This is a genomic window from Nocardia sp. PLKS1-43 (assembly GCF_059510335.1).
Window position 1 is genome coordinate 1064336 of record NZ_JCAJZQ010000001.1, and the last position, 18943, is coordinate 1083278.

The following is an 18943-nucleotide window of genomic DNA, read 5'->3' on the forward strand; positions in this document are numbered from 1 at the left end:
AAGACATCGGTTCGAGCGCAACGGAAGCAACCGCGCGCGCCGACACCGGTCCGGCCTGCAACGGCGCTGATTGACGCGCATCGACTCCCGTTGGGGTGTATGACGTTGGGCCGCGGTCGACAATCGACCAGGCTTGTCGACACCGGTTGGCCGACGTGTGACCTTTTGTCGCTGCCGATTCGCCATCGGCTCGCCCAACTGGACCGCGAAATTGGGGCGCCGGTCGAATGGGTGTGGGGCTCGTCGATATCGAAAGAGCCGGCCGGGCCGATGTTTTCGGGCCCGGCCGACTCTCGGGGGGTAGTGAACGTTTCGGCCCGTACCTCCGACGCGTTACATGCGCGTGCGGCGCACGCCGATCAGTATCAGGGCGATGCACCCGGCCAGCAGCATGCCGATTCCGGCAATGAGTGCGCACGCGTGCAGGGCGTCGCCGAAGCTCAGAGCGTATGCGGCGTGTGCGAGTGCGGTGCTGTGGCCGCTGTGCAGGTGCAGGAACGCTCCGGCCTGGATACCCGCCTTCGATACGACGCCGGTGACCGTGCCCCGCTCGCCGATTCCGAGACCGGATGCGGCAAGGTGGCCGGGCAGTGTGCCCAGTAGCCGGTTGGTCAGCACGACACCGAAGACCGCGGGACCCAGTGCGCTGCCGATCTGGCGCAATGCGCTGTTCGCCGAACCCGCCGTACCGGCGAGCCGCGACGGCACGCTGTTGACGGCGATCGTGGTGATCGGCGCCAGCGCCAGCGCGATGCCCAAGCCGAACAGCGCGATCACGAGTACCACGACGGCAGTGCGGGTGTCGGCGCGAAAGATTCCCATGCCCAGCGCTGCCACACCGCCGATTCCGAGACCGGCGACCAGGACCAGGCCGGGTGTCAGCCGGTTCATCATCCGGCCCAGGGCCGGTCCGAGCACGACCGCGAAGCCGTTGAGCGCGATGAGCAGCAGGCCGATCTCGAGCGTCGAGGCGTGGCGCACCAAACCGAAGTATTCACTCAGCGTGAATACGAGCCCGACCTGGGCGAACAGCGTGATCGTCATGACCAGCGCAGCACCGGTGAACGCGAGCGAACCGAACAGGCGGACCTCGAACATCGGTTCGGGCGAACGCAATTCGACCATCACGAAGGCTGGCAGCGCCAGCGCGGCGGCCACGATGGCGATGACGGCGCCGGGGGAACTCCACCCGGCCGCGCCGCCCTGGATGACGCCGAAGACCACCCCGGTGAGCGCGACGATGGCCAGCACCTGACCGGGCACATCGAGGTGTCGCGTTCGCTCGATGTGGGACTCCGGCAGTGCGACGGTAGCGGCGACCAGGGTTGCCGCGCTGAGCACGAGTTCGGGTAGGAAGATCCAGCGCCAGCCGGCATGTTCGGCGATGAGTCCGCTGAATACCGGCCCGAGGGTCAGGCCGAGCCCGAGCGAGCCGGTCCACACCGCGATCGCCGCCGCGCGCCCGCAATGATCCTCCCGCGCCCGGCCGACCAGCGCCAGGGTTGTCGGCATCATTGCGGCGGTGCCCATTCCGGCGAGTGCGAGTCCGACGTAGATCTCGGCCACGTTGCCGGCCGCGAGGCAGATTATCCAGCCGACGCCGGAGAACGTCATCCCCGCCAGGTAGATCCGCTTCCTGCCGTATCGCTCACCGAGTGTCCCGAAGGTCAATATCAGGACTGCGGTCGGCAGGATGAATGCGTCGGTGATCCATTGAAGCTGGCTGGTGGAGGCGTGCAGTCCGGCTCCCAGGATCGGCAGCGCCGCCGACACGCCGACGAGCGGCAGGTAGGAGACGAGGGCGCCGAGGCATGCCAGAGCGATGGTCACCCTGCTCCGGCCCGGCGTTCCAGGGCTGACGGGGGATGGACGGCCGGAGGGTTCGACGGTCATTGCATGTGCTCCCTGCCACTTCGCAGTAGATATGTGTACGAAAGCATACGCACTATGCTGGATAACATGTCAAGCGTGAGTGAAGATGTAGAGGCGGCCCAGAGGCGTCTGGTCATGGATGAACAGTTGGCTGACGTCATCGACGCGATGAACAACGTCGCGCGCAAAATGGCCCTGCGCCGTGAAGACATCCGCCGCGAGATCATCCCGCTCACGGGCACCGAGGTGGAAGTGCTCCGGGAGATCCTCCGGAGTCCGGGCACCAACCCGACCCGGATCGCGACGGCCACGGGCCTACGGCGCAGCAATGTCAGTGCCGCGGTGCGGGTTCTCGAATCCCGCGACTTCATCACCAAGGAGCAGAGCGCCGACGACGCGCGCTATGTGCAACTGACCGCGACCGAGCTGGCGGTCGAAAGTACCGAGAGCGTCCGGGCGCTCTGGGTGCGGCGGCTGCGCGCGGCCGCGCCCGAGGAACTTCTCGAGCAGGCCGTGACGTTTCGTGAGGCCCTGATGGCTCTGGATCAGGCCCTCAGACACTGAAATCGTGCCGGAACGACCGCGATCCGGCACGAAGACGATCGGGACGTGGTTCTGTGGCCGGTTGGGTTCGATGGCGTGGAAGCTGTGGCGGGTCCGACGAACGGTGTCGCGGCTCGGCCCCGATACAGCGTTACGAAACAGTGCACGATTGATACGGCGATGCGACTGTTCGCCGGTGCCCGCGGCACTTCGTTGCAGATGATCGCCGATGCGGTGCGATCACGAAAGCAGCAGTCCAGCACCAGTTTTCGGACCAAGGATGAGAGCGGGGTGGTGGTCATCCACGCGAAACACCACTCCGGCGACCGCGTAGCGCTGGGACTCGCCGAGAATGTGAGCAACCGTCGTGAGCTGGAATTCGAACAGGGACTCGATACACCCTGATTCGGGATGTTCGCGCAGTTCGAAGGATCGAAACGGGTGCGGCACGCCCCTTGTCGAGATGGCCGCGAAAGCGAGTTTCGGCGGTACCCGGATTTGCCCACAATTGGGGCATGACCAAGCGCGATCCCTTTGTACTTCTGGATGCCCGGGCCGCTGGGGTGCTGCGGCGCCTGCACTCGGCGAACGATCGGCAGCTGCCGCGGATACTGGCGCGGCTCGCCGGCGACCTGCCGGCGCTCGCGCTCGGGCGGCGTCGCTCGTCGGCGGGGGAGTCCGACCGTTTCGACGACGCCTTCCTCGCGCTCGGGCGGGAGCAGGCCGCCTACTGCTATGCCCAGGCGCGCGCCGTGCGGGCCCGCCGCGTGGTCGAGTTCGGGACGTCGTTCGGCGTGTCGACGATCTGGTTGGCCGCGGCCGTCCGCGACAACGGGGGCGGCACGGTGATCGGCACCGAGATGGTGCCGTCGAAAGCCGAACGTGCCCGTGCCAATCTGCGCGAGGCAGGTGTGCAGGACTACGTCGACATCCGCGTCGGCGACGCCCTGGACACGTTGCGCGACCTGGACGAGCCCGTCGATCTCATGCTCAACGACGGTTTCCCGGACGCGGCCCTGGATGTGTTGCGCCTCGTCGCTCCGCACCTGCGCCCGGGTGCGGTGGTGATCACCGACAACGTCGGGGTGATGCGCGGTGACTACGCCGACTACGTGTCGTGGGTGCGCGACCCGGAGAACGGATTCGCCTCGGTCCGAGTGCCTTACAAGGGCGGCACCGAGGTCTCGGTTCGCGTCCGATGACAGTGTGCCGCTACCGATCTCCGCGCAGGTAGCGGATCACCATGTCCACCAACTCGTTCTCCACCGACTCGATCGCGGTGGTCCGCGGATCGGCCATGAGCTTGTGCGTATTGGTCTCCACCGTGAACACGATCAGCTCCGCGGCGGTATCGAGGTCGCGCACGCGAACATCCGGGTGCCGGGCGAGGAATTCGCGCACCTGGCCGACGCGAAGTTTCCCGTGCCGGTCGAGGGCCTCGAGCAGTTCCCGCGACATCGGCGCTTGCTCGAACATGATTCGCAGCAGTTGCGGGTCGTCGCTGTGGTTGTCGATGGCGTCGCGGACCAGCGCCCGTACCGCCGCCGGGAGGCTCCCGGCCGACAGATCCAGTTGGTCGGCCGGGGGCCAGTTTCCACGGTCGATGTGCCGGACCAGCAATTCGGCGAGGATCGCGTCCTTGCTCGGAAAGTATTGGTAGAGAGAGCCGATGGAGATGCGGGCGCGTTCGGCGATGCGATTGGTGGTCCCGGCGGCATAGCCGTGCTCGACGAAAACCTCGGCCGCGGCGGTGAGAATCCGTTCCCGGGTGAGTTCCGCGCGCACCTGGCGAGGCTTACGACGCGGGTCGAGGCGGCGATCGTTGGACGGCATTCGAATCCTCTCGGACGATGCGAAGGGTGCTGCCCAAAAGCCGAGCGAATACTCACAATAGCCGCTACCACCTCCGCTCACCCCACATCCCGACCCTCGGTCGATTGTCCGAACCGGTTGGCCGACAGCGCTTGCCGGGTGCCCGCGGACCGGGCCGCCCGAGCGATGGACGCGGCCCTCGAAGCAACCGGCACGGCCACCGGGCACTCAGCGTGCCGTTCTACATGGATAACCTGGTTCGCCATCTCGACCCGATCCGCGAGCAGGGCGGACAGGAGAACGTTCCCGTCTTCGGACCGACCGGCCTGTCGCCGCAGCAGATGGCCGATCATGTCCGACGTGCTGGACCGGCCCGGCACCGTTGCGGTCCGGGTGTGCACCCCTCGGGCGAGCGCCGTCGGTGTGTATCCGTTGGTTCGACGATGAATATCGGTCCGGAAGTCCCGCTCATTCTGGGAATTCATCGGGATCCGAATGGTGTGCCTTCCGGCGCCGAAGATTTTGTCCGGGAGTGTCGAAACTATTTCCGGCTGCGTTCCCGGGATTCTGGTGCGCATGCGTAATCGGCGTTCGTGGTTTCACCAGACGCCGATTACGCGCGCGGAATTTTTACGTTCCGTTGGCGGGCTGTGTGTAGGTCTTGCCGTCGATAGTGGTGGTCAGCGTGCCTTTCGATTGGAAGTTGCTTTGCAGCATCTGGGGCAGCATGGTGAACCCGTCGGGTTCACTGGTCTTCTTCGTGCCCTGCTGGCGGCCGGTCATCGTCAGATTCTCGTGCAATGTCATCGCCGCGATATCCGCGTCCGAACCTCGCACCACGGTCTCGGTGCCGTTGAGCACGATGCCCGGGATGTCGCTGAAATCGGTATAGGTGACCGATAGATTCATGATCCGCGTCTTCGCGGAATTCTCGGCGATGACGACCTTGGCCTCGCCCTGTTTGGCGCCCTTCAGTGTGTAGGTGCCGGCGGGCAGATGCGGGCGCACCGGCAGGGTTTGCCCCGGTTTATACGGCACGCCCCACGCCACATCGGGTGCCGGCGGCACCTGCGGCGGTGGCGTCGAGCCCAGGCCGGGGAAACGCGCGATCATCACGCGGCTGTTGCGGCCACCCGGTTCCGGCGACCCGGCGCACTTGTGCGGGCTGGGGTTGGCTCCGCAGGCGAAATTCTCCGCCCAGACCGCGGCGCTGCTGTCGGCGAGCCAGGCGGGGTCGGCAGCGGTATTCCAGTCGCCGTTGGGCTGAAGTTGCTGACTGCGGCCGGAATTCGGGTCGACCAGGTGTGGCAGGAAGAACCGCCGCATTCCGTTGTCGTGCAGGCCGGAGACGTGACCGGTGGTGCCCGCCTGATCCGTGATCGGCGGGATGCCCTGCATACCGCCGATGAAATCCATCCGGCCCGAGCCGAGTAGCTGTTCCGACAGCAGATACTTGCCGTTCGGGGATTCGAAGTCGGGATCGGTGTACATCGCGCGGCGGGTGAGCGGGCGCGACTGCCCGGTGACGTTGTCGGTGGCCCATTCGTCGATGTTGTCGGATTGGTAGCTCTGGACGCCCATGGCGGATCGTCCGTCGGCGGTCCAGCCACGGAATTCGCCGATCATTCCGGCCGGATTGAACTGCAGGTCGGTGCCCGAGACTCGGTAGGGCTGGAACTGGGGCGACGGATTGAACATCATCCGGACGTCATCGATGGCATAGCGGCTGTTCGCCTGATCGAACCGGAGTTTGCCGGCGAACCCGAACTCGTCGTACTGCTCCTGCGACGTGATTATGTAACTGAAGCCGATGTGCTGATCGTCCGGATTCAGACGCGCTTCGCGTAGCTGCCCGGGTTTTCCGGTGCCGTTGTCCCAGTACAGCGGATAGGCATGAACCTGTGCGGAGGTGCATTTGTCGTCGGAGAACTCGTACTGGCCGCAGTCGATGATGGCCGAGCCCGCCAAGGCTCGCTTTCCGTCGTGGAAGCCGTTGATCGGGTAGGTGAAGTCGTTGTTGCCGCTGACGCCACCGAAGTTCGCCGGATAGGCGACACCGCAGGTCAGGCACTTCCACGGATCTCCGTTGGGGAAGGTCTTTCCGTCGGTGTGCACCAGCAGAACCTGCGGACCATTGTAGGCGGCCGCCGGGCCGGACGACGGTGCGCCGGCGAACACCGCGCCCACCAGGGTGTAATCACTCGACGGGTAGTAGGTGCCGACCGCACCCAGGGCGCCCCAGGCCGGGCTGAGGCACCCGGTGCCGTGCGGGTTGATCGCCTGTGTGCACGATCCTGCATCGGTGGACGGGGCCGTGGGTGGGGCCGGCAGCTCGCTGAGCTTGACCTGCTTGTGCAGCTGTTCGGACGGGTCCGCGGTAATCGGGCCACCAGGCGTCGGCGGCTTCGTCGTGGGTGCAGCCTGCGTTGCGCTCGGTGCGGAGGATGTGGTGCCTGGTGTGGTGGATGTGGTGCTCGCTGTGGACGAGGAGGTGCCGGGCGAAGTTGTGTCCGCTGTGGAGGACGGGGTGCCCGGTGCGGGCGAGGTAGTGGTCGGCGGGCTGGTGGTCGGTGGCGCCGCCGTCACCGTCTGCCAGGACAAACATGTCGTCACGATCGCCAAGGTGACGATGGCGAAGCGCCACCGCCGCCGGTGCGAGTGAGGGGGTCGAGACTGGGCCGGATAGCCCATTGGAAACTCCTACGTGGTGATAGATTCCGTTACCAATTTCGGAAACGGCATTCTCGCGATAGAGTAGGGGCAATTTACATCGCTGTCATGGTTTCCGGAAAATTGCATCGGCACCGATGTAACCACAAGAGTGCATCGCTACCAATGGGTTGATCGCTGGCTATCCTGGATTGATGGACGGCAGACGGCTCCACCGGCTGGGCAGGCATCTGATCGAGATCGCGCGCCAGGTCGGCCTCGAATCGAGCGACGAACACCTTCCGGAGGGGGAGGTTGCCGTGCTGACCGATGTCATCGACAACCCGGGCAGTGCGGTGCGGGAGATCACCAGGCGCACAGGATTTTCGCAGGGCCACATCTCGGAATGCGTCGCCCGGCTGACCGACTCCGCCTTGCTCGCGACCGAGATCGACCCGGCCGACCGGCGGCGCACGCTGGTCTACCCGACCGATGTGTTGTTCAAGGCGATCGCACGCCGCACCGCGCCGCTACTGGACGAGACCTTGACTATGACGCTCGGTGACCAGGCCAGGGCAGCCCGCGCGAAGGCCTTGCTCACCGAGCTTGCCGATCTGCTGATACCGGAGGGTTGACCCCGGCGCCGCGCGATCAGCGGCCGGTGACGCTATTTCCGGTAGCTACGGCGATCAGCTCGTCGGCGCGCCGGCACAATGCGGCGCGGACGGCTGGATCGTAGGCTTGCTGGCCCGGTATTCGGCGGCTCGCCGCTGAGCACTGTCGCCGACAGCGGCGCCGCCGCGCCGGCGGCCGGCCCGAGCCGCACAACCCACTGATCGGCGCTCGCCGACGGCTGGTTGCCGGCCTTTACCCGCGTTGGTTCGGAAAAGTCACGCCCTGGCGATGCGGGCCGGCTCGGTGGCTACGCGAATTCATCACCGGCACAGCGTAATTGGTCGACGTCGGTGGCGCGCTGTGAACTGTGCGGGTCACGCCCGGCGTCCTCGGCCGCGCTGTTGAGGAAGCTGCGGGGCGCTGTGCCGTTGACGGTGTGGTCGCCGATCAGCGCGGCCTTGTAGACGGCCGGATTGTGTGAGGACACCGTGCGGGCGTTGCGCCAGTGCCGGTCCAGGCCGAGACCGGATTTCACGGCGCTGGCGCTGCCCGCGTCGAACAGCTGCCAGGTCGCCGCGCCCGCGAGTTCGGTATTGACCACCTGGGTCGCGGCCGAGTCCAGCAGGAGGCGCTGTGCCCGCTGTGCCGAAGGGGCGGACTGGAATTCGTCGAGTGCGTCGGCCAGGAGCAGCACATTGGCACGGGCGGTGTACGCCTTGCTCCACACCTCGCCGACGATCTGCAGCACCTGCGGATCACCGGCCGGGTCGGGGGTGGAGGCCAAGGGGTAGGAGCGGGTGCGTCCGCGCACCAGCACGGCCAGATCGTCGGCGGCCGCCCGGGTGATACCCGCCTGGGTGGCGGAGTGCACGAACTGGTAGAACGCCTCCATATAGTCATTGGTCAGCGGATTACGGTGGCGCAGAACGAATTCCGGTTCGACTCGCACGTCCTCGAATACCGCGGTACCGCTGGCGGTCAGGCGTTGCCCGAAGCCGTCCCAGTCGTCGGCGATCGTGATCCCGGGGGCCTCGCGCGGCACGATCGCGGAGCGGAATTCGCCGTTCTCGCGCACCAGGACGTTGAGCCAGTGCGCGTACAGGCTGCCGGTGGTGTAGTACTTTCGGCCCGAGAGCAGGTAGTGATCGCCGGATCGGCGCAGTTCGGTACTCAGTGCCGACAGATTCGTGCTGTTCAGTTCGGCCCCGGCCGGTCCGAAGAATCGGCCCGCCGCCGCATCGCGCAGCAGCGTCGCACGTGCCGGACCCGGTGGCGCCGAACGCAGGATCTCGGTCAGCCCGAGGTGGCCGCGGAAGATCTGGGCCAGATTGGAATCACCGGCGGCGATATCGATCAGCACGTCGGCGAGTACCCGCACCGACGCGCCGGAGCCGCCGAATTCCACGGGGACGCGCAGGGCGCCGACCCCGGCATCGAGCAGCCGGTGCAGTTCCTCGGTCGGCAGGATGTGTTCGGCATCGCGAATCGCCGCCTCCGCGCGGAACTCTCGGGTCGCGTCGGCGATCGCGGTCAACCGGGCGGGTAATTCGTCGACGGCGGTCATCGGCTCTCCGATCGTTGTGTTTCGCGCAGCGGGCGAGAATCGGCGCACCGGCCCATTGCCCCCACGAAAGATCTACTGGGCCAGACGTTTTGCGACAAGAAATATGTTCACGGTGGTCGCAAAGGTGGGACCGGGCAGCCGAGCGGCACACCATGAGAGGCGCACAGGGGGTCGAAGAACCCCGCTCACCGCTGCGAAGGACGTCATCCACGTGCCGGATATCGCTGCCGCCGAATCACCGTTGTTCCGCTTCGCCGACGAGGTCCGCGACGCGCTGGCCCGGGGTCTGCCCGTGGTGGCCCTGGAATCGAATGTGGTCGCGCACGGCTTTCGTGCGCCGGACAACCTCGCCGTGGCACGCGAGGTGGAACAGGCCGTGCGCGCCGGTGGCGCGGTGCCGGCCACCATCGCCATCGCCGATGGGCGTTTCGTGATCGGTTGCGGCCCAGGCGAACTCGAGGAGCTGGCCGCCGCGGGCCGGTCCGCGAGCAAGGTGACCAGCCGTGATATCGCGGTGGCGCTGGCCGGTGGATCGCTCGGCGCGACATCGATCTCGGCGACCATGGCGATCGCCGATCGCGCCGGAATCGCCACGGTCGCCTCCGCGGGACTCGGCGGTGTGCACCGCGGCGCGCAGACCACCTTCGACATCTCCGCGGATCTGACCGAGCTGGCGCGCACCCGGCTGATCGTGGTGTGTGCCGGCGTCAAGAAGATCCTGGACGCGGGCCTGACCCTGGAATTCCTGGAGACCCAGGGCACCCCGGTGATCGGTTATCGATCCGGTGAGTTCCCGGCGTTCTACTGTCGGGACAGCGGTTTGCGCACCCCGGTGCGGCTGGACTCGGCGAAGGAGATCGCCGAGGTGGCCGCGCTGCACCTGGAGTTCGGCGGGTCCGGATCGGTGCTGGTCACTCATCCGATTCCGGAGGCCGACGCACTCGACGGCGACCGGATCGAGGCCGCGATCGGGCAGGCTCTGGCCCGAGCCGAGCGTGAGCGGGTCACCGGCCCGGCGGTGACCACGTTCGTGCTGCGCGCGGTCGACGAGGCCACGGGCGGCGCCGCCGCCGCGGCGAACCGTGCGGTGCTGATCAGCACCGCCGCGGCCGCCGCCGAGATCGAGTCCGCCCGTGCGGCTCTGACCAGAGGAGTCAGCGATGTCAGCTGAAAAACCTTCTTCCGCGGTGCTGTTCGACCTGGACGGCACCCTGCTGGACACGCCCGGCGCGATCGCCGAGCAGTTCGTACTGGCGGTCAAGGCCGTGACCGGCGCCGATCCGGGCGTGGGCGCGGCGCGGCGGCTGGTCGGGCGCCCGTTGCTAGAGATGTCCGCCGAGCTGTCCGGGTCGTCGGTGGATTCGGTTACCGCGCAATCGGTTTCGGAGGAATACCTGATCCGGTACCGCGAGGTGATCGTGCCCAAGGCGGCCGATCTGCTGTTTCAGGGAGTCCTGGGCGGGCTGGGCCGGCTCACGGACGCCGGGCTGGCGCTGGCGGTGGTGACCAGCAAACGACATGCCAGTGCGGAATTGATCCTGGAATCCGCGGGCATCCGCGACGCCTTCGCCGCCGTGGTCGGCGCCGACGACGTGGAATATCCCAAACCCCATCGCGCCAGCGGAGATCTGGCGCTGAGCGCACTCGGGCTGACCGGGGCCGGGCCCGCGGGCGCGGTGGTCGGCGACACCGCGGCCGATATCGCATTGGGCGACGCGCTGGGGACATTCACCGTCGGGGTGACCTACGGGGTCGGCTCGACCAGCCAGATAGCCTCCGCCACACCGGATTACGTGGCTCACACCTTCTTCGACGTAGTCGACACCCTGCTCATCCGACATCGAAAGCGAGCCAGGCCATGACCACCTGGACCCGTCCGGACATCGGACCCGTCGATCTCGACCGGTATCTCGGCACCACCGTATTCGTCCTGCCCGCCACACCCGGCCTGATCGCGCTGCACACGCAGGCACGTGACGCCGCCGCCGGTCAGGAACAGTTCGTCCGCGCCACCGGGCGCATCATCCGCCTGCTGCTGGAAACCGCGCTGTCGCATCTGGATCATCAACCGCACGCGGTGCCGACGCCCACCGGATTCGTCTACGAAGGGGTGCGAGCGGTACGGCCGGAGCTCTACGCGGTGACGATTCCGCGGGCCGGGGACGCGCTGGAGGCCGGGTTGCGCGAGATCCGGCCCGATACCCGATTCGGCAAGATCCTGATCCAGCGCGACCCGGTCACCAAGAAGCCGACGCTGCTGTATCGCAAGCTGCCCCCGGATATCGCGGGCCGTCAGGTGCTGCTGCTCGACCCGACCATCGCCACCGGCGGCACGCTGCTGACCGCCATCAACGAACTCGTCGCCGCCGGGGTGGAGGAGTCGGACATCCTCGTGGTCAATGTGCTGACCTGCCCGGAAGCGCTGGCCACGGTGTTGTCGCGACGGCCGGACATCCGGATCGTCACCTCGCACATCGATCGGACCCTGACCGATCAGGCGTTCATGCAGCCGGGTATCGGCGATTTCGGTGACCGGTACCACGGCACCGTCGCCGGCGCCTGATTCCGGGCCCGGTAGGGCGCACCCAACACCGCGCGTGAGGAGAACCGTGCATACCGCGGACAATCTCGTCGATCTCTTCGCCGAACGCCTCGCCGCGACACCGGAAGCTGTTGCGTGCCTGGATGATCGGGACACTCTGGACTATCGCGAGCTGGCCGCGCACTCGGCCGCCGTCGCCGCGTCGCTGCGCGCGGCCGGGGTGCGGCCGGGTGACACGGTCGGCGTGCTGCTGCATCCGTCGGTGCGGCTGGTCGTCGCGGTCTGGGCGATTCTGCGGGCCGGGGCCGCGTATCTGCCGCTGGCGGTGGACTATCCGGCCGAGCGGCTGACATATATGGCGAACGATGCCGAGCTGGCGCTGGTGCTCACCGACGCCGGGACCGACGAACAGGCGAGGCGGATCCTGCCGCCGCGCGCACACACCTTGCGGGTGGACGCCGCGCACGTGGAACCGCGCTCGGCACAGCTGGATTCGGCCGATTCGGCCGGTCCGGCCTACTCGATCTACACCTCCGGGACGACCGGCACACCCAAGGGCGTTGTCATACCGCATCGGGCCATCGCGCATCAACTCGATTGGCTGCGCACCGAACTCGGGCTCGGCTCCGGTGCGCGAATCCTGCTCAAGACGCCGGTGAGTTTCGATGCCGCGCAATGGGAACTGCTCGCCAACGCCGTCGGCGCGACCGTGGTGATCGCGCCCGCGGGCACCCATGCCCGTCCGGAGGTGATACTGGAACATGTTGCGCGACAGCGGATAACGATTCTGCAGTGCGTTCCGACCGTGTGGTCCGAGCTGGCCGGGCTGCCCGCCGGCGACCGGTGCGACTCGCTGCGCACGATCGTCAGCGGTGGCGAGGCGCTGCCGGGCGCGGTGGCCCGCCGGATGCGGGCGGCGTTCCCGCACGCGCGTGCGGTGAACCTGTACGGCCCCACCGAAACCACCATCAACGCGACGTGGTTCGACTTCACCGACACCGATCCGGCGCGGACCGCGGTGGTTCCGATCGGCCGGCCCGTGGCCGGGTGCCGCCTGCTGATACTGGACGAGGCGGGTGCGCCGGCGGCCGAGGGCGAGCTGCTGATCGGCGGGGTGCAGCTGGCCGACGGATATCGCGATCGTCCCGAGGCGACCGCCGAGCGATTCGTGCACCGTGGAACCGAACGATGGTATCGCACCGGGGATCTGGTGCGCGCCGACGCCGACGGTGCGCTCGAGTTCCTTGGCCGCACGGACGATCAGGTGAAGGTCAACGGCCACCGCGTCGAGACGAACGAGGTCCGGTTCTGGATCGAATCGCATCATTGGGTCCGCACCGCGGCGGTGGTGCCCTGGCAGACCGCCCGCGGCGCCACCCAGCTGGCCGCGTTCGTCGAACTCGATCCCGGCCAGGCGCCGCTGATGGATCAGGGGGCCGCCGGTCGCCACCACCGGTCCAAATCGACGCGCACCCAGGTGACGGCGCAATTGGCGAATCTGGGCATCCGTCCGGTCGGTGCGGAACCTGCGCTCGCGCTGCCGGGCGCCGAACCGACCGCCGAACAGCGGCGACGGGTGTTCGCGCGCAAGACCTATCGCACTTTCGACACCACGCCGATCTCGCTCGAGCACATCGAGGCGGTGCTGTACCAGTGGCGCGCATTTCGTCCCGCGCGCGGTGCGGGGACGCCGGACCTCGACGGGCTGGGGCGGTTGTTGCGCTGGTTCGGCCCGTTCCACAGTCCGGATCGATTGCTGCCCAAATACTCCTACGCCTCCCCGGGGGCCCTGAACGCGACCCGGATCTACCTCGAGACCGGCGGGCTGACCGGTCTCGCGGCCGGCATCTACTACTTTCATCCACTGCGGCACGCGCTGTACCGGGTGGCGGATACCGCCCGGTCCGGCATGCGGCTGCATCTGGTCGGCCTGCCGCGGGTGATCGAATCGGTCTACACCACCAACATCCGGGAGGTGTTGCAGTTCGAGGCCGGACATCTGCTCGGCATGCTGGACGAGGTCGCGGCCGAATCGGGCTGGCAGGTGAGTTCGGTTGCCGTGGAACCGGTTTCCGGCGTCACCGAGGGAGTGGTGACCGCGTCGGTGCAGTTCGGCGACGTGGCCGAACCACAGCCCGCCCCACCCGTCACCGCATGGGTGCAGGTGCACGGCCGGCGCAGTGCGGATCGGCACGGAATCTACCGATTCACCGGTGCGGGAGCGAGTTTCGTCACCGAGCAGAAGATCGAGCGCCGGCACGTCGTGGCGATCAATCAGCGCAGTTACGACGATTCCGGATTCGCGGTCGTGCTCACCGCCACCCCGCAGGCCGGATGGGCCGGATTCACCGCGCTCGGCCGCGCGCTGGCGCATCTGCAGCAGTCGGGCAGCCGCACCGGCCTGGGCTTGATGTCGGCCGGCTATGCCTCGCTGACCGGGCGGGACCTGCCGTCCGCGCGGCGGCTGGACGACATCCTGGGTCTGCGCTCGCTGAGTTATCTCGCGCTGGCCGGGCCGGTGTCCGCCGAACAGCTCGCCGCGACCGGTATGACCGAGGACACCGTGCACATGCGCGGGCCCGAGGAACTGCTCGCCGACGATCTGCGGGTGGTACTGCCGACGGCCATGGTGCCGTCGACGATCCATCTTCTGGACCGTATTCCGCTGTCGCGGAACGGGAAACAGGACCGCGCGGCCCTGTCGCGGCTGGCCGCCGAACTCGTCGTCGCCGATCGTCCGGTCGATCCGCCCGTCTCCGCGCGGGAGCGTGCCGTGGCTCGGGTGTGGTCGGAGGTGCTCGGCTACGACCCGGTCTACCGTGGTGACGACTTCTTCGCCCAGGGCGGCAATTCGATGTCGGCGCTGTGCCTGATCCGGCTGCTCGCCGAACGGCTCGGGATCACCCTTCCGGTGCAGGCACTGTTCCGGCATCCGACCATCGCCGAATTGGCCGCCGCCACGGCAGAATCCGGTCCTTCGCGGGCGGATCGGCTGCTGCCGCTGGCCGGTACCGGCTCCGCGGCCGCGACCGTTCTGTGGCCGGGGTTGGGCGGCTACCCGATGAGCCTGCGCGCCCTGGCCGGAGAGCTGGCCCAGGACGGCCACACCGTGTACGGGATGCAGGCCCGCGGCCTGAACGCCGGTGAGGTCCCGCACCGGAACCTGGCCGCCCTGATCGCCGACGATCTGGACGAGGTGCGCCGGATCCGGCCGAGCGGCCCGCTGCGGCTGGTCGGATATTCCTTCGGGGCCCGGATCGCCGCCGAGGTGGCCCAGCGCCTGCGCGCGGCCGGACGCACGGTCGAGGCGCTGGTGCTGATCGCCCCCGGCTCGCCGGTGTTGCCCGGACTGCCCGATTCCGGCGAGATCGATTACACCGCAGGGTATTTCAAGCGGGTGCTGGCCTCGGTGTTCACCGGCCGCATCGATCCGCCGTTCGGGGCCGACTTGGACGCCGTCGCTACCCGCGAGCAGTTCCTCGAGCTGATCACCGAGCGGGTGCCCGGATTCGGGCGTGAGATGGCCGAGCGGATCGTCGCGGTGGTCGAGCACACCTACCGATTCCGGTCCGAACCCAGCGGCATCGAGCCGGATCTGCTCGACCACAGCGTCTTTCTGCGGGCTCGCGGAGACGGCCCGAGTTTCGCCGACATCCCGGTCGTCCCGCTGCGTGAGCGGGCCCGGCCGGTCGGCAACCTGCCCTATCGCCACTACGAGATCGTGACCGCCGGTGCGCTCGACATCGCCGCCGCGGTTCTGGAACACCGGATGAGCCAGGAGTTGATGCCCGATGCCGCACGTTGAGATCTCGCATTTCCCAGCCGAATTGGACGAGCCCGCCAGACGCCGGCTCGAGCAGGACCTGGTCGCCGCAGTGACCCGGGCATTCGAAGTCCGCGAAGGCGCGGTGTCGATCGGACTGGCGCCCGTCGGCCCCGACGACTGGCCCGAACGCGTGTACCGGCCGCTGATCACGGACCGGCCGGACGACACCGCGCTGCTGCGGTCGCCGGACTACTGATGGCGCCCGGAGACTCCACCGCCGCACGACCGGTGACATTCGCGGCGCTGGCCGCGGTCGTCGGCGTGACCGCGCTGAACCTGCGACCGGGCATCACCGCCGTCGGCCCGGTACTCGATGCTGTGACCGGCCACTACGGCGCTGGTCCGCGGGCGGCGGGAATCATCACCGCCGCACCGGTTTTCGCCTTCGCCATCACGAGCCTGCTCGCGCCGCTGCTCCTGTCCCGGATCTCGGTGCGCAACGGGCTGCTGGCCTCGCTCGCGCTGATCGGGACCGGGCTGGCGGCACGGCCGTGGGGGGATCTGGCGGTGTTCGTGGCGGGCACCTTCCTCGCGGCGATCGGGGTCGGGCTGCTGGCGGTGCTGTTGCCGGTGGTGGTGCGCGGCAGTGGGCGGACCGGGATTCTGGTGACCACGTTCACCACGGGGCTGCAGGCGGGCGCGGCGATCGGATTCGCCGCCGTGGCGCCGCTGACCCGTGCGATGGGCGGCTGGCGTCCGGCGCTGACGCTGTGGGCTCTGCTCGCGGTGGCGGCAGGCGCGGTGGTGTGGCGTTCGGGTTCGGTTCGCGGGCACACCCGCTCCGAAGATGTTCGGCGAGAGCGCAATCCGCTCACACTCCTGCGCCGGACCCGCAGTGCTGGGCTGGCGCTGTTCTTCGGTCTGCAGGCGATGGTGGCCTTCGTCGTGATCGGCTGGCTGCCCTCGGTGCTCGAGGACGCCGGAGTGAGCGCGAGCGCGGCGGGCGGCTATCTCGGCCTGCTCACCTGTCTGGGGGTGCCGATCAGCCTGCTGGTACCGCCGCTGGTGACCGCCTCCGCGCGTCCAGCGCGCTGGCTGGCCGGATTCAGCGTATGCACCGTGGCCGGAGTGCTCGGATTCCTGATCGCGCCCGGCGCGGCCCCGCTGCTGTGGTCGCTGGTGCTCGGCGTGGGACTGTCGGTGTTCTCGCTGGCGCTGGCGGTGGTGACGGTGCGCGCGGGCAGCACGCCCGCGCCGATCGAATTCTCCAGTGCGGTACAGGGTGTCGGATATCTGATCGCCGCGCTCGGCCCGTACGCGGTCGGCGTGATCCGGCGGTTCGCCGACGGCTGGACGGTACCGCTGGGTGTGCTGCTGGCGATCGCGCTACTGCAGACGATCGCCGCCACCGCTTCCGGGGGCACAGCGAAAGATGCTGCGCCGGAGCATATTTCGAACAAGGTGGCGCAGACCGCCCCCGACGACCGGACAGAGAGGCGGTGACCCGTGCCTGCCGACAGCGTGGCGAGCGTTGCGGATCTGCTCGACGACCGCAGCCATCACATCGAATTCAACGGACACCTCACCAATCACGTCAAACACGCGGTGGTCGCCCTGGCCGGACTCGGCGCGCCCGAGGCCCTGATCCGCGATTACTACAAGACTTACGCGCAACTGACCGCGTACGGATTCCCGCTCGAACCCGCCCGTTCCTCGCCCGGGGTGATCTACTCGGGCAATTGGCGCGAGTTCCTCGGGCAGCGCGCGCATTTCGCCGCCTACTGCGGATTCTTCGATGCGGAGATCGCGCGGCTCGGCACCACCGCGACGGTGGCTCACTACGCGCCGGAACTGCTGCGCGGCTGGATCGGCGCGTTCACCCATGCCGCGATCCACCTCGGCTGGGCGGTGTGGGCCGAACATCCGGGCATGATCGCGGAAGCACTCGCCTACCTGGCCTTCTCGTTCGTCCCGGTGGTCGACGAGGCCCGGCGTCCGGCGGGCTCGGCCGAGCCGGGGCCGTGGGATTCGCTGCTGGCGCTGAGCCGGAGCTGGGCGCACGACGATGCCTTCGGCGCCACCGTGCGAAGCGTCATCTCGGACACCGACGCGGTGACCCAACTGCATCCCGAACTCAACCGCTCCGGACTACAGGCCCGGGTGGCCGCCGTCGCGCACAGTGGCATCGGGGAGCTGGCGTCGCGATCGCGATGGGCGGCAACGTTCTCCGCCGATGCGCGGCAGGCCGGCGTTCGTCGCGCGATCACCCTGCTGTATCTGGCCCAGCCCGGAGATTTCGTGGTGCTGCACCTGATCACCTCGCTGTTCGCCGTCGAGGTCGTGGCCCGGACGCTGGATTCCGAACAGGCCACCGCGCGGCTCTACGACCTGTACTGGGCCGGTGCGCGGATCATCCTCGCGGCCGAGCGGAAAATCCCACGGCCGGACAAGCTGCGCGAGCTCGCCGAGCTGTTCCCGGCGAACGACCGGGACCATTCCGATTCCGCCGCGGCGGAATTCGGCGTCATTGCGCGGCGGTCCTGGCTCGAGGAAGAGGAACACAATCCCAAGCTGGTCTTCGTACTGCGGCAGTGGTGGAACGAGCGGGGCTGGAACGGCTACCGGCATGCCGCCGGGCAGTTCACCCGAACCCCCGAGCTGCCACCGAGTTTCGCCGAACCGCCCACCGAATGACCATGCCCGCATCGCAATCCGACCGAACGAACAGGACAATGCTCGTGACCGAGGTGATCTCGACCGACCTGCAACGCCAGCTGGACAAACGATACGGCCCCGGCGCACCGCGCGCCGGTACGGTGGGCAACGCCACGCTGGAGGTGCTGCTGCGGCACCGCACGGTGCGGCGCTTTCTGCCGGGCGCGATCGGCGAGGACGAACTGGGGGTCATCCTCGCGGCCGCGCAATCGGCCTCCACCTCGGCGAATTTCCAGTTCACCAGTGTGGTGGTGATCGACGATCCGGCGGTGCGGGCCCGACTGGCCGAACTGGCCGGCAATCAGCAATTGATCCTCGACGCGGCGGTATTCGTGGTGTGGGTGGCGGACTGGTCGCGCAATATCGCGCTCGCCCGCGAACACGGGCACAGCATCGAGGCGACCAGCTATCTGGACAGCGCGATATCCAGCATCGTCGATGTCACCCTGTCGGCGCAGAACGCCGCCGTGGCGGCCGAATCACTCGGCTACGGAATCACTTTCGTGGGCGCGCTGCGCAACAACATCGACGAGGTGATCGAGCTGCTGCGCCTGCCGGAGTGGACCTTCCCGGTGTACGGGCTGGCGATCGGCATCCCCGATCCGGCCGACCCGGCCGATGTCAAACCGCGGTACGGACAGAGCGTCGTGGTGCACCGCAACGCCTACACCCCGCCCGCCGAGGCCGACGTCGCCGACTATCTCGAGCGCATCAACGGCTACTACCGCGACCAGGAACTGCCCGAGGACTGGGTGAAGAACCGGCTGGCGGGCCGGATCTCGACCAAGGAGAGCCTGCACGGCCGTCAGGGGATCCGAAATACCTTCCACGGCCAGGGTTTCGAACTGAGATAAGGCCACAGGAG

The 18943-nt window shown here is 68.0% G+C and carries 18 protein-coding genes; 14 read left to right on the forward strand and 4 right to left on the reverse strand.

The genetic code is table 11. From position 1 onward, the window contains the following. Positions 1-333 precede the first annotated feature (333 nt). Positions 334-1830: an MFS transporter gene (locus AC5WS7_RS05080; protein WP_495953133.1), complete on the reverse strand. Its 1497-nt coding sequence runs from the start codon at positions 1828-1830 to the stop codon at positions 334-336. A 117-nt stretch (positions 1831-1947) separates the two neighbouring features. Here AC5WS7_RS05080 and AC5WS7_RS05085 point away from each other — a divergent pair, with 117 nt between their 5' ends. From AC5WS7_RS05085 to AC5WS7_RS05095, 3 genes are all read left to right on the forward strand, one after another. Further along, the gene (locus AC5WS7_RS05085) at positions 1948-2436 is read left to right on the forward strand and encodes a MarR family winged helix-turn-helix transcriptional regulator (protein ID WP_495953134.1); all 489 of its coding nucleotides are present in this window, start codon (positions 1948-1950) and stop codon (positions 2434-2436) included. 159 nt (positions 2437-2595) lie between these two features. After that, positions 2596-2820, forward strand: a complete 225-nt coding sequence (locus tag AC5WS7_RS05090; protein WP_495953135.1) for a hypothetical protein — start codon at positions 2596-2598, stop codon at positions 2818-2820. Between the two features lie 110 nt (positions 2821-2930). Beyond that, entirely contained in the window at positions 2931-3617 is a 687-nt protein-coding gene (locus tag AC5WS7_RS05095; protein WP_495953136.1) for an O-methyltransferase, read from the forward strand. Positions 3618-3627: 10 nt separating this feature from the next. On the opposite strand, the gene AC5WS7_RS05100 is transcribed toward AC5WS7_RS05095, so the two are convergent. Next, positions 3628-4248: a TetR/AcrR family transcriptional regulator gene (locus AC5WS7_RS05100; protein ID WP_495953137.1), complete on the reverse strand. Its 621-nt coding sequence runs from the start codon at positions 4246-4248 to the stop codon at positions 3628-3630. A 212-nt stretch (positions 4249-4460) separates the two neighbouring features. On the opposite strand from AC5WS7_RS05100, the gene AC5WS7_RS05105 reads away from it, so the two are divergent. Next, a complete protein-coding gene (locus tag AC5WS7_RS05105) occupies positions 4461-4811 on the forward strand; it encodes a hypothetical protein (protein ID WP_495953138.1) in 351 nt (116 codons plus the stop codon). A gap of 46 nt (positions 4812-4857) precedes the next feature. On the opposite strand, the gene AC5WS7_RS05110 is transcribed toward AC5WS7_RS05105, so the two are convergent. Further along, a complete protein-coding gene (locus AC5WS7_RS05110) occupies positions 4858-6414 on the reverse strand; it encodes a hypothetical protein (protein WP_495953139.1) in 1557 nt (518 codons plus the stop codon). A gap of 262 nt (positions 6415-6676) precedes the next feature. Here AC5WS7_RS05110 and AC5WS7_RS05115 point away from each other — a divergent pair, with 262 nt between their 5' ends. Continuing rightward, positions 6677-6889 (forward strand): hypothetical protein, encoded by a 213-nt coding sequence (locus AC5WS7_RS05115; protein WP_495953140.1) that lies wholly within the window; start codon positions 6677-6679, stop codon positions 6887-6889. Positions 6890-7091: 202 nt separating this feature from the next. After that, positions 7092-7511, forward strand: coding sequence for a helix-turn-helix domain-containing protein (locus AC5WS7_RS05120; RefSeq protein ID WP_495953141.1), 420 nt, complete (start codon positions 7092-7094; stop codon positions 7509-7511). Positions 7512-7798: 287 nt separating this feature from the next. Here AC5WS7_RS05120 and AC5WS7_RS05125 read toward each other — a convergent pair whose 3' ends face one another. Further along, the gene (locus AC5WS7_RS05125) at positions 7799-9055 is read right to left on the reverse strand and encodes an acyl-CoA dehydrogenase family protein (protein WP_495953142.1); all 1257 of its coding nucleotides are present in this window, start codon (positions 9053-9055) and stop codon (positions 7799-7801) included. A 211-nt stretch (positions 9056-9266) separates the two neighbouring features. On the opposite strand from AC5WS7_RS05125, the gene AC5WS7_RS05130 reads away from it, so the two are divergent. From AC5WS7_RS05130 to AC5WS7_RS05165, 8 genes are read left to right on the forward strand one after another with little or no spacing between them, the layout of a single operon-like run. Continuing rightward, positions 9267-10226, forward strand: a complete 960-nt coding sequence (locus AC5WS7_RS05130; protein ID WP_495953143.1) for a pseudouridine-5'-phosphate glycosidase — start codon at positions 9267-9269, stop codon at positions 10224-10226. Next, on the forward strand, positions 10216-10917 hold the full coding sequence (locus tag AC5WS7_RS05135) for an HAD family hydrolase (RefSeq protein WP_495953144.1): 702 nt from the start codon (positions 10216-10218) through the stop codon (positions 10915-10917). The genes AC5WS7_RS05130 and AC5WS7_RS05135 overlap by 11 nt, the downstream gene beginning before the upstream one ends. Then, entirely contained in the window at positions 10914-11618 is a 705-nt protein-coding gene (gene upp, locus AC5WS7_RS05140) for a uracil phosphoribosyltransferase (RefSeq protein ID WP_495953145.1), read from the forward strand. The genes AC5WS7_RS05135 and upp overlap by 4 nt, the downstream gene beginning before the upstream one ends. A gap of 46 nt (positions 11619-11664) precedes the next feature. Continuing rightward, positions 11665-15402, forward strand: coding sequence for an amino acid adenylation domain-containing protein (locus tag AC5WS7_RS05145; RefSeq protein WP_495953146.1), 3738 nt, complete (start codon positions 11665-11667; stop codon positions 15400-15402). Next, positions 15389-15619: a tautomerase family protein gene (locus tag AC5WS7_RS05150; RefSeq protein ID WP_495953147.1), complete on the forward strand. Its 231-nt coding sequence runs from the start codon at positions 15389-15391 to the stop codon at positions 15617-15619. Before AC5WS7_RS05145 ends, AC5WS7_RS05150 begins: the two co-directional genes overlap by 14 nt. Next, entirely contained in the window at positions 15619-16866 is a 1248-nt protein-coding gene (locus tag AC5WS7_RS05155) for an MFS transporter (protein ID WP_495953148.1), read from the forward strand. The genes AC5WS7_RS05150 and AC5WS7_RS05155 overlap by 1 nt, the downstream gene beginning before the upstream one ends. A 3-nt stretch (positions 16867-16869) precedes the next feature. After that, positions 16870-18057, forward strand: coding sequence for a questin oxidase family protein (locus AC5WS7_RS05160; RefSeq protein ID WP_495953149.1), 1188 nt, complete (start codon positions 16870-16872; stop codon positions 18055-18057). A 44-nt stretch (positions 18058-18101) separates the two neighbouring features. Next, positions 18102-18932 (forward strand): nitroreductase family protein, encoded by an 831-nt coding sequence (locus tag AC5WS7_RS05165; protein WP_495953150.1) that lies wholly within the window; start codon positions 18102-18104, stop codon positions 18930-18932. Positions 18933-18943: the final 11 nt, after the last annotated feature.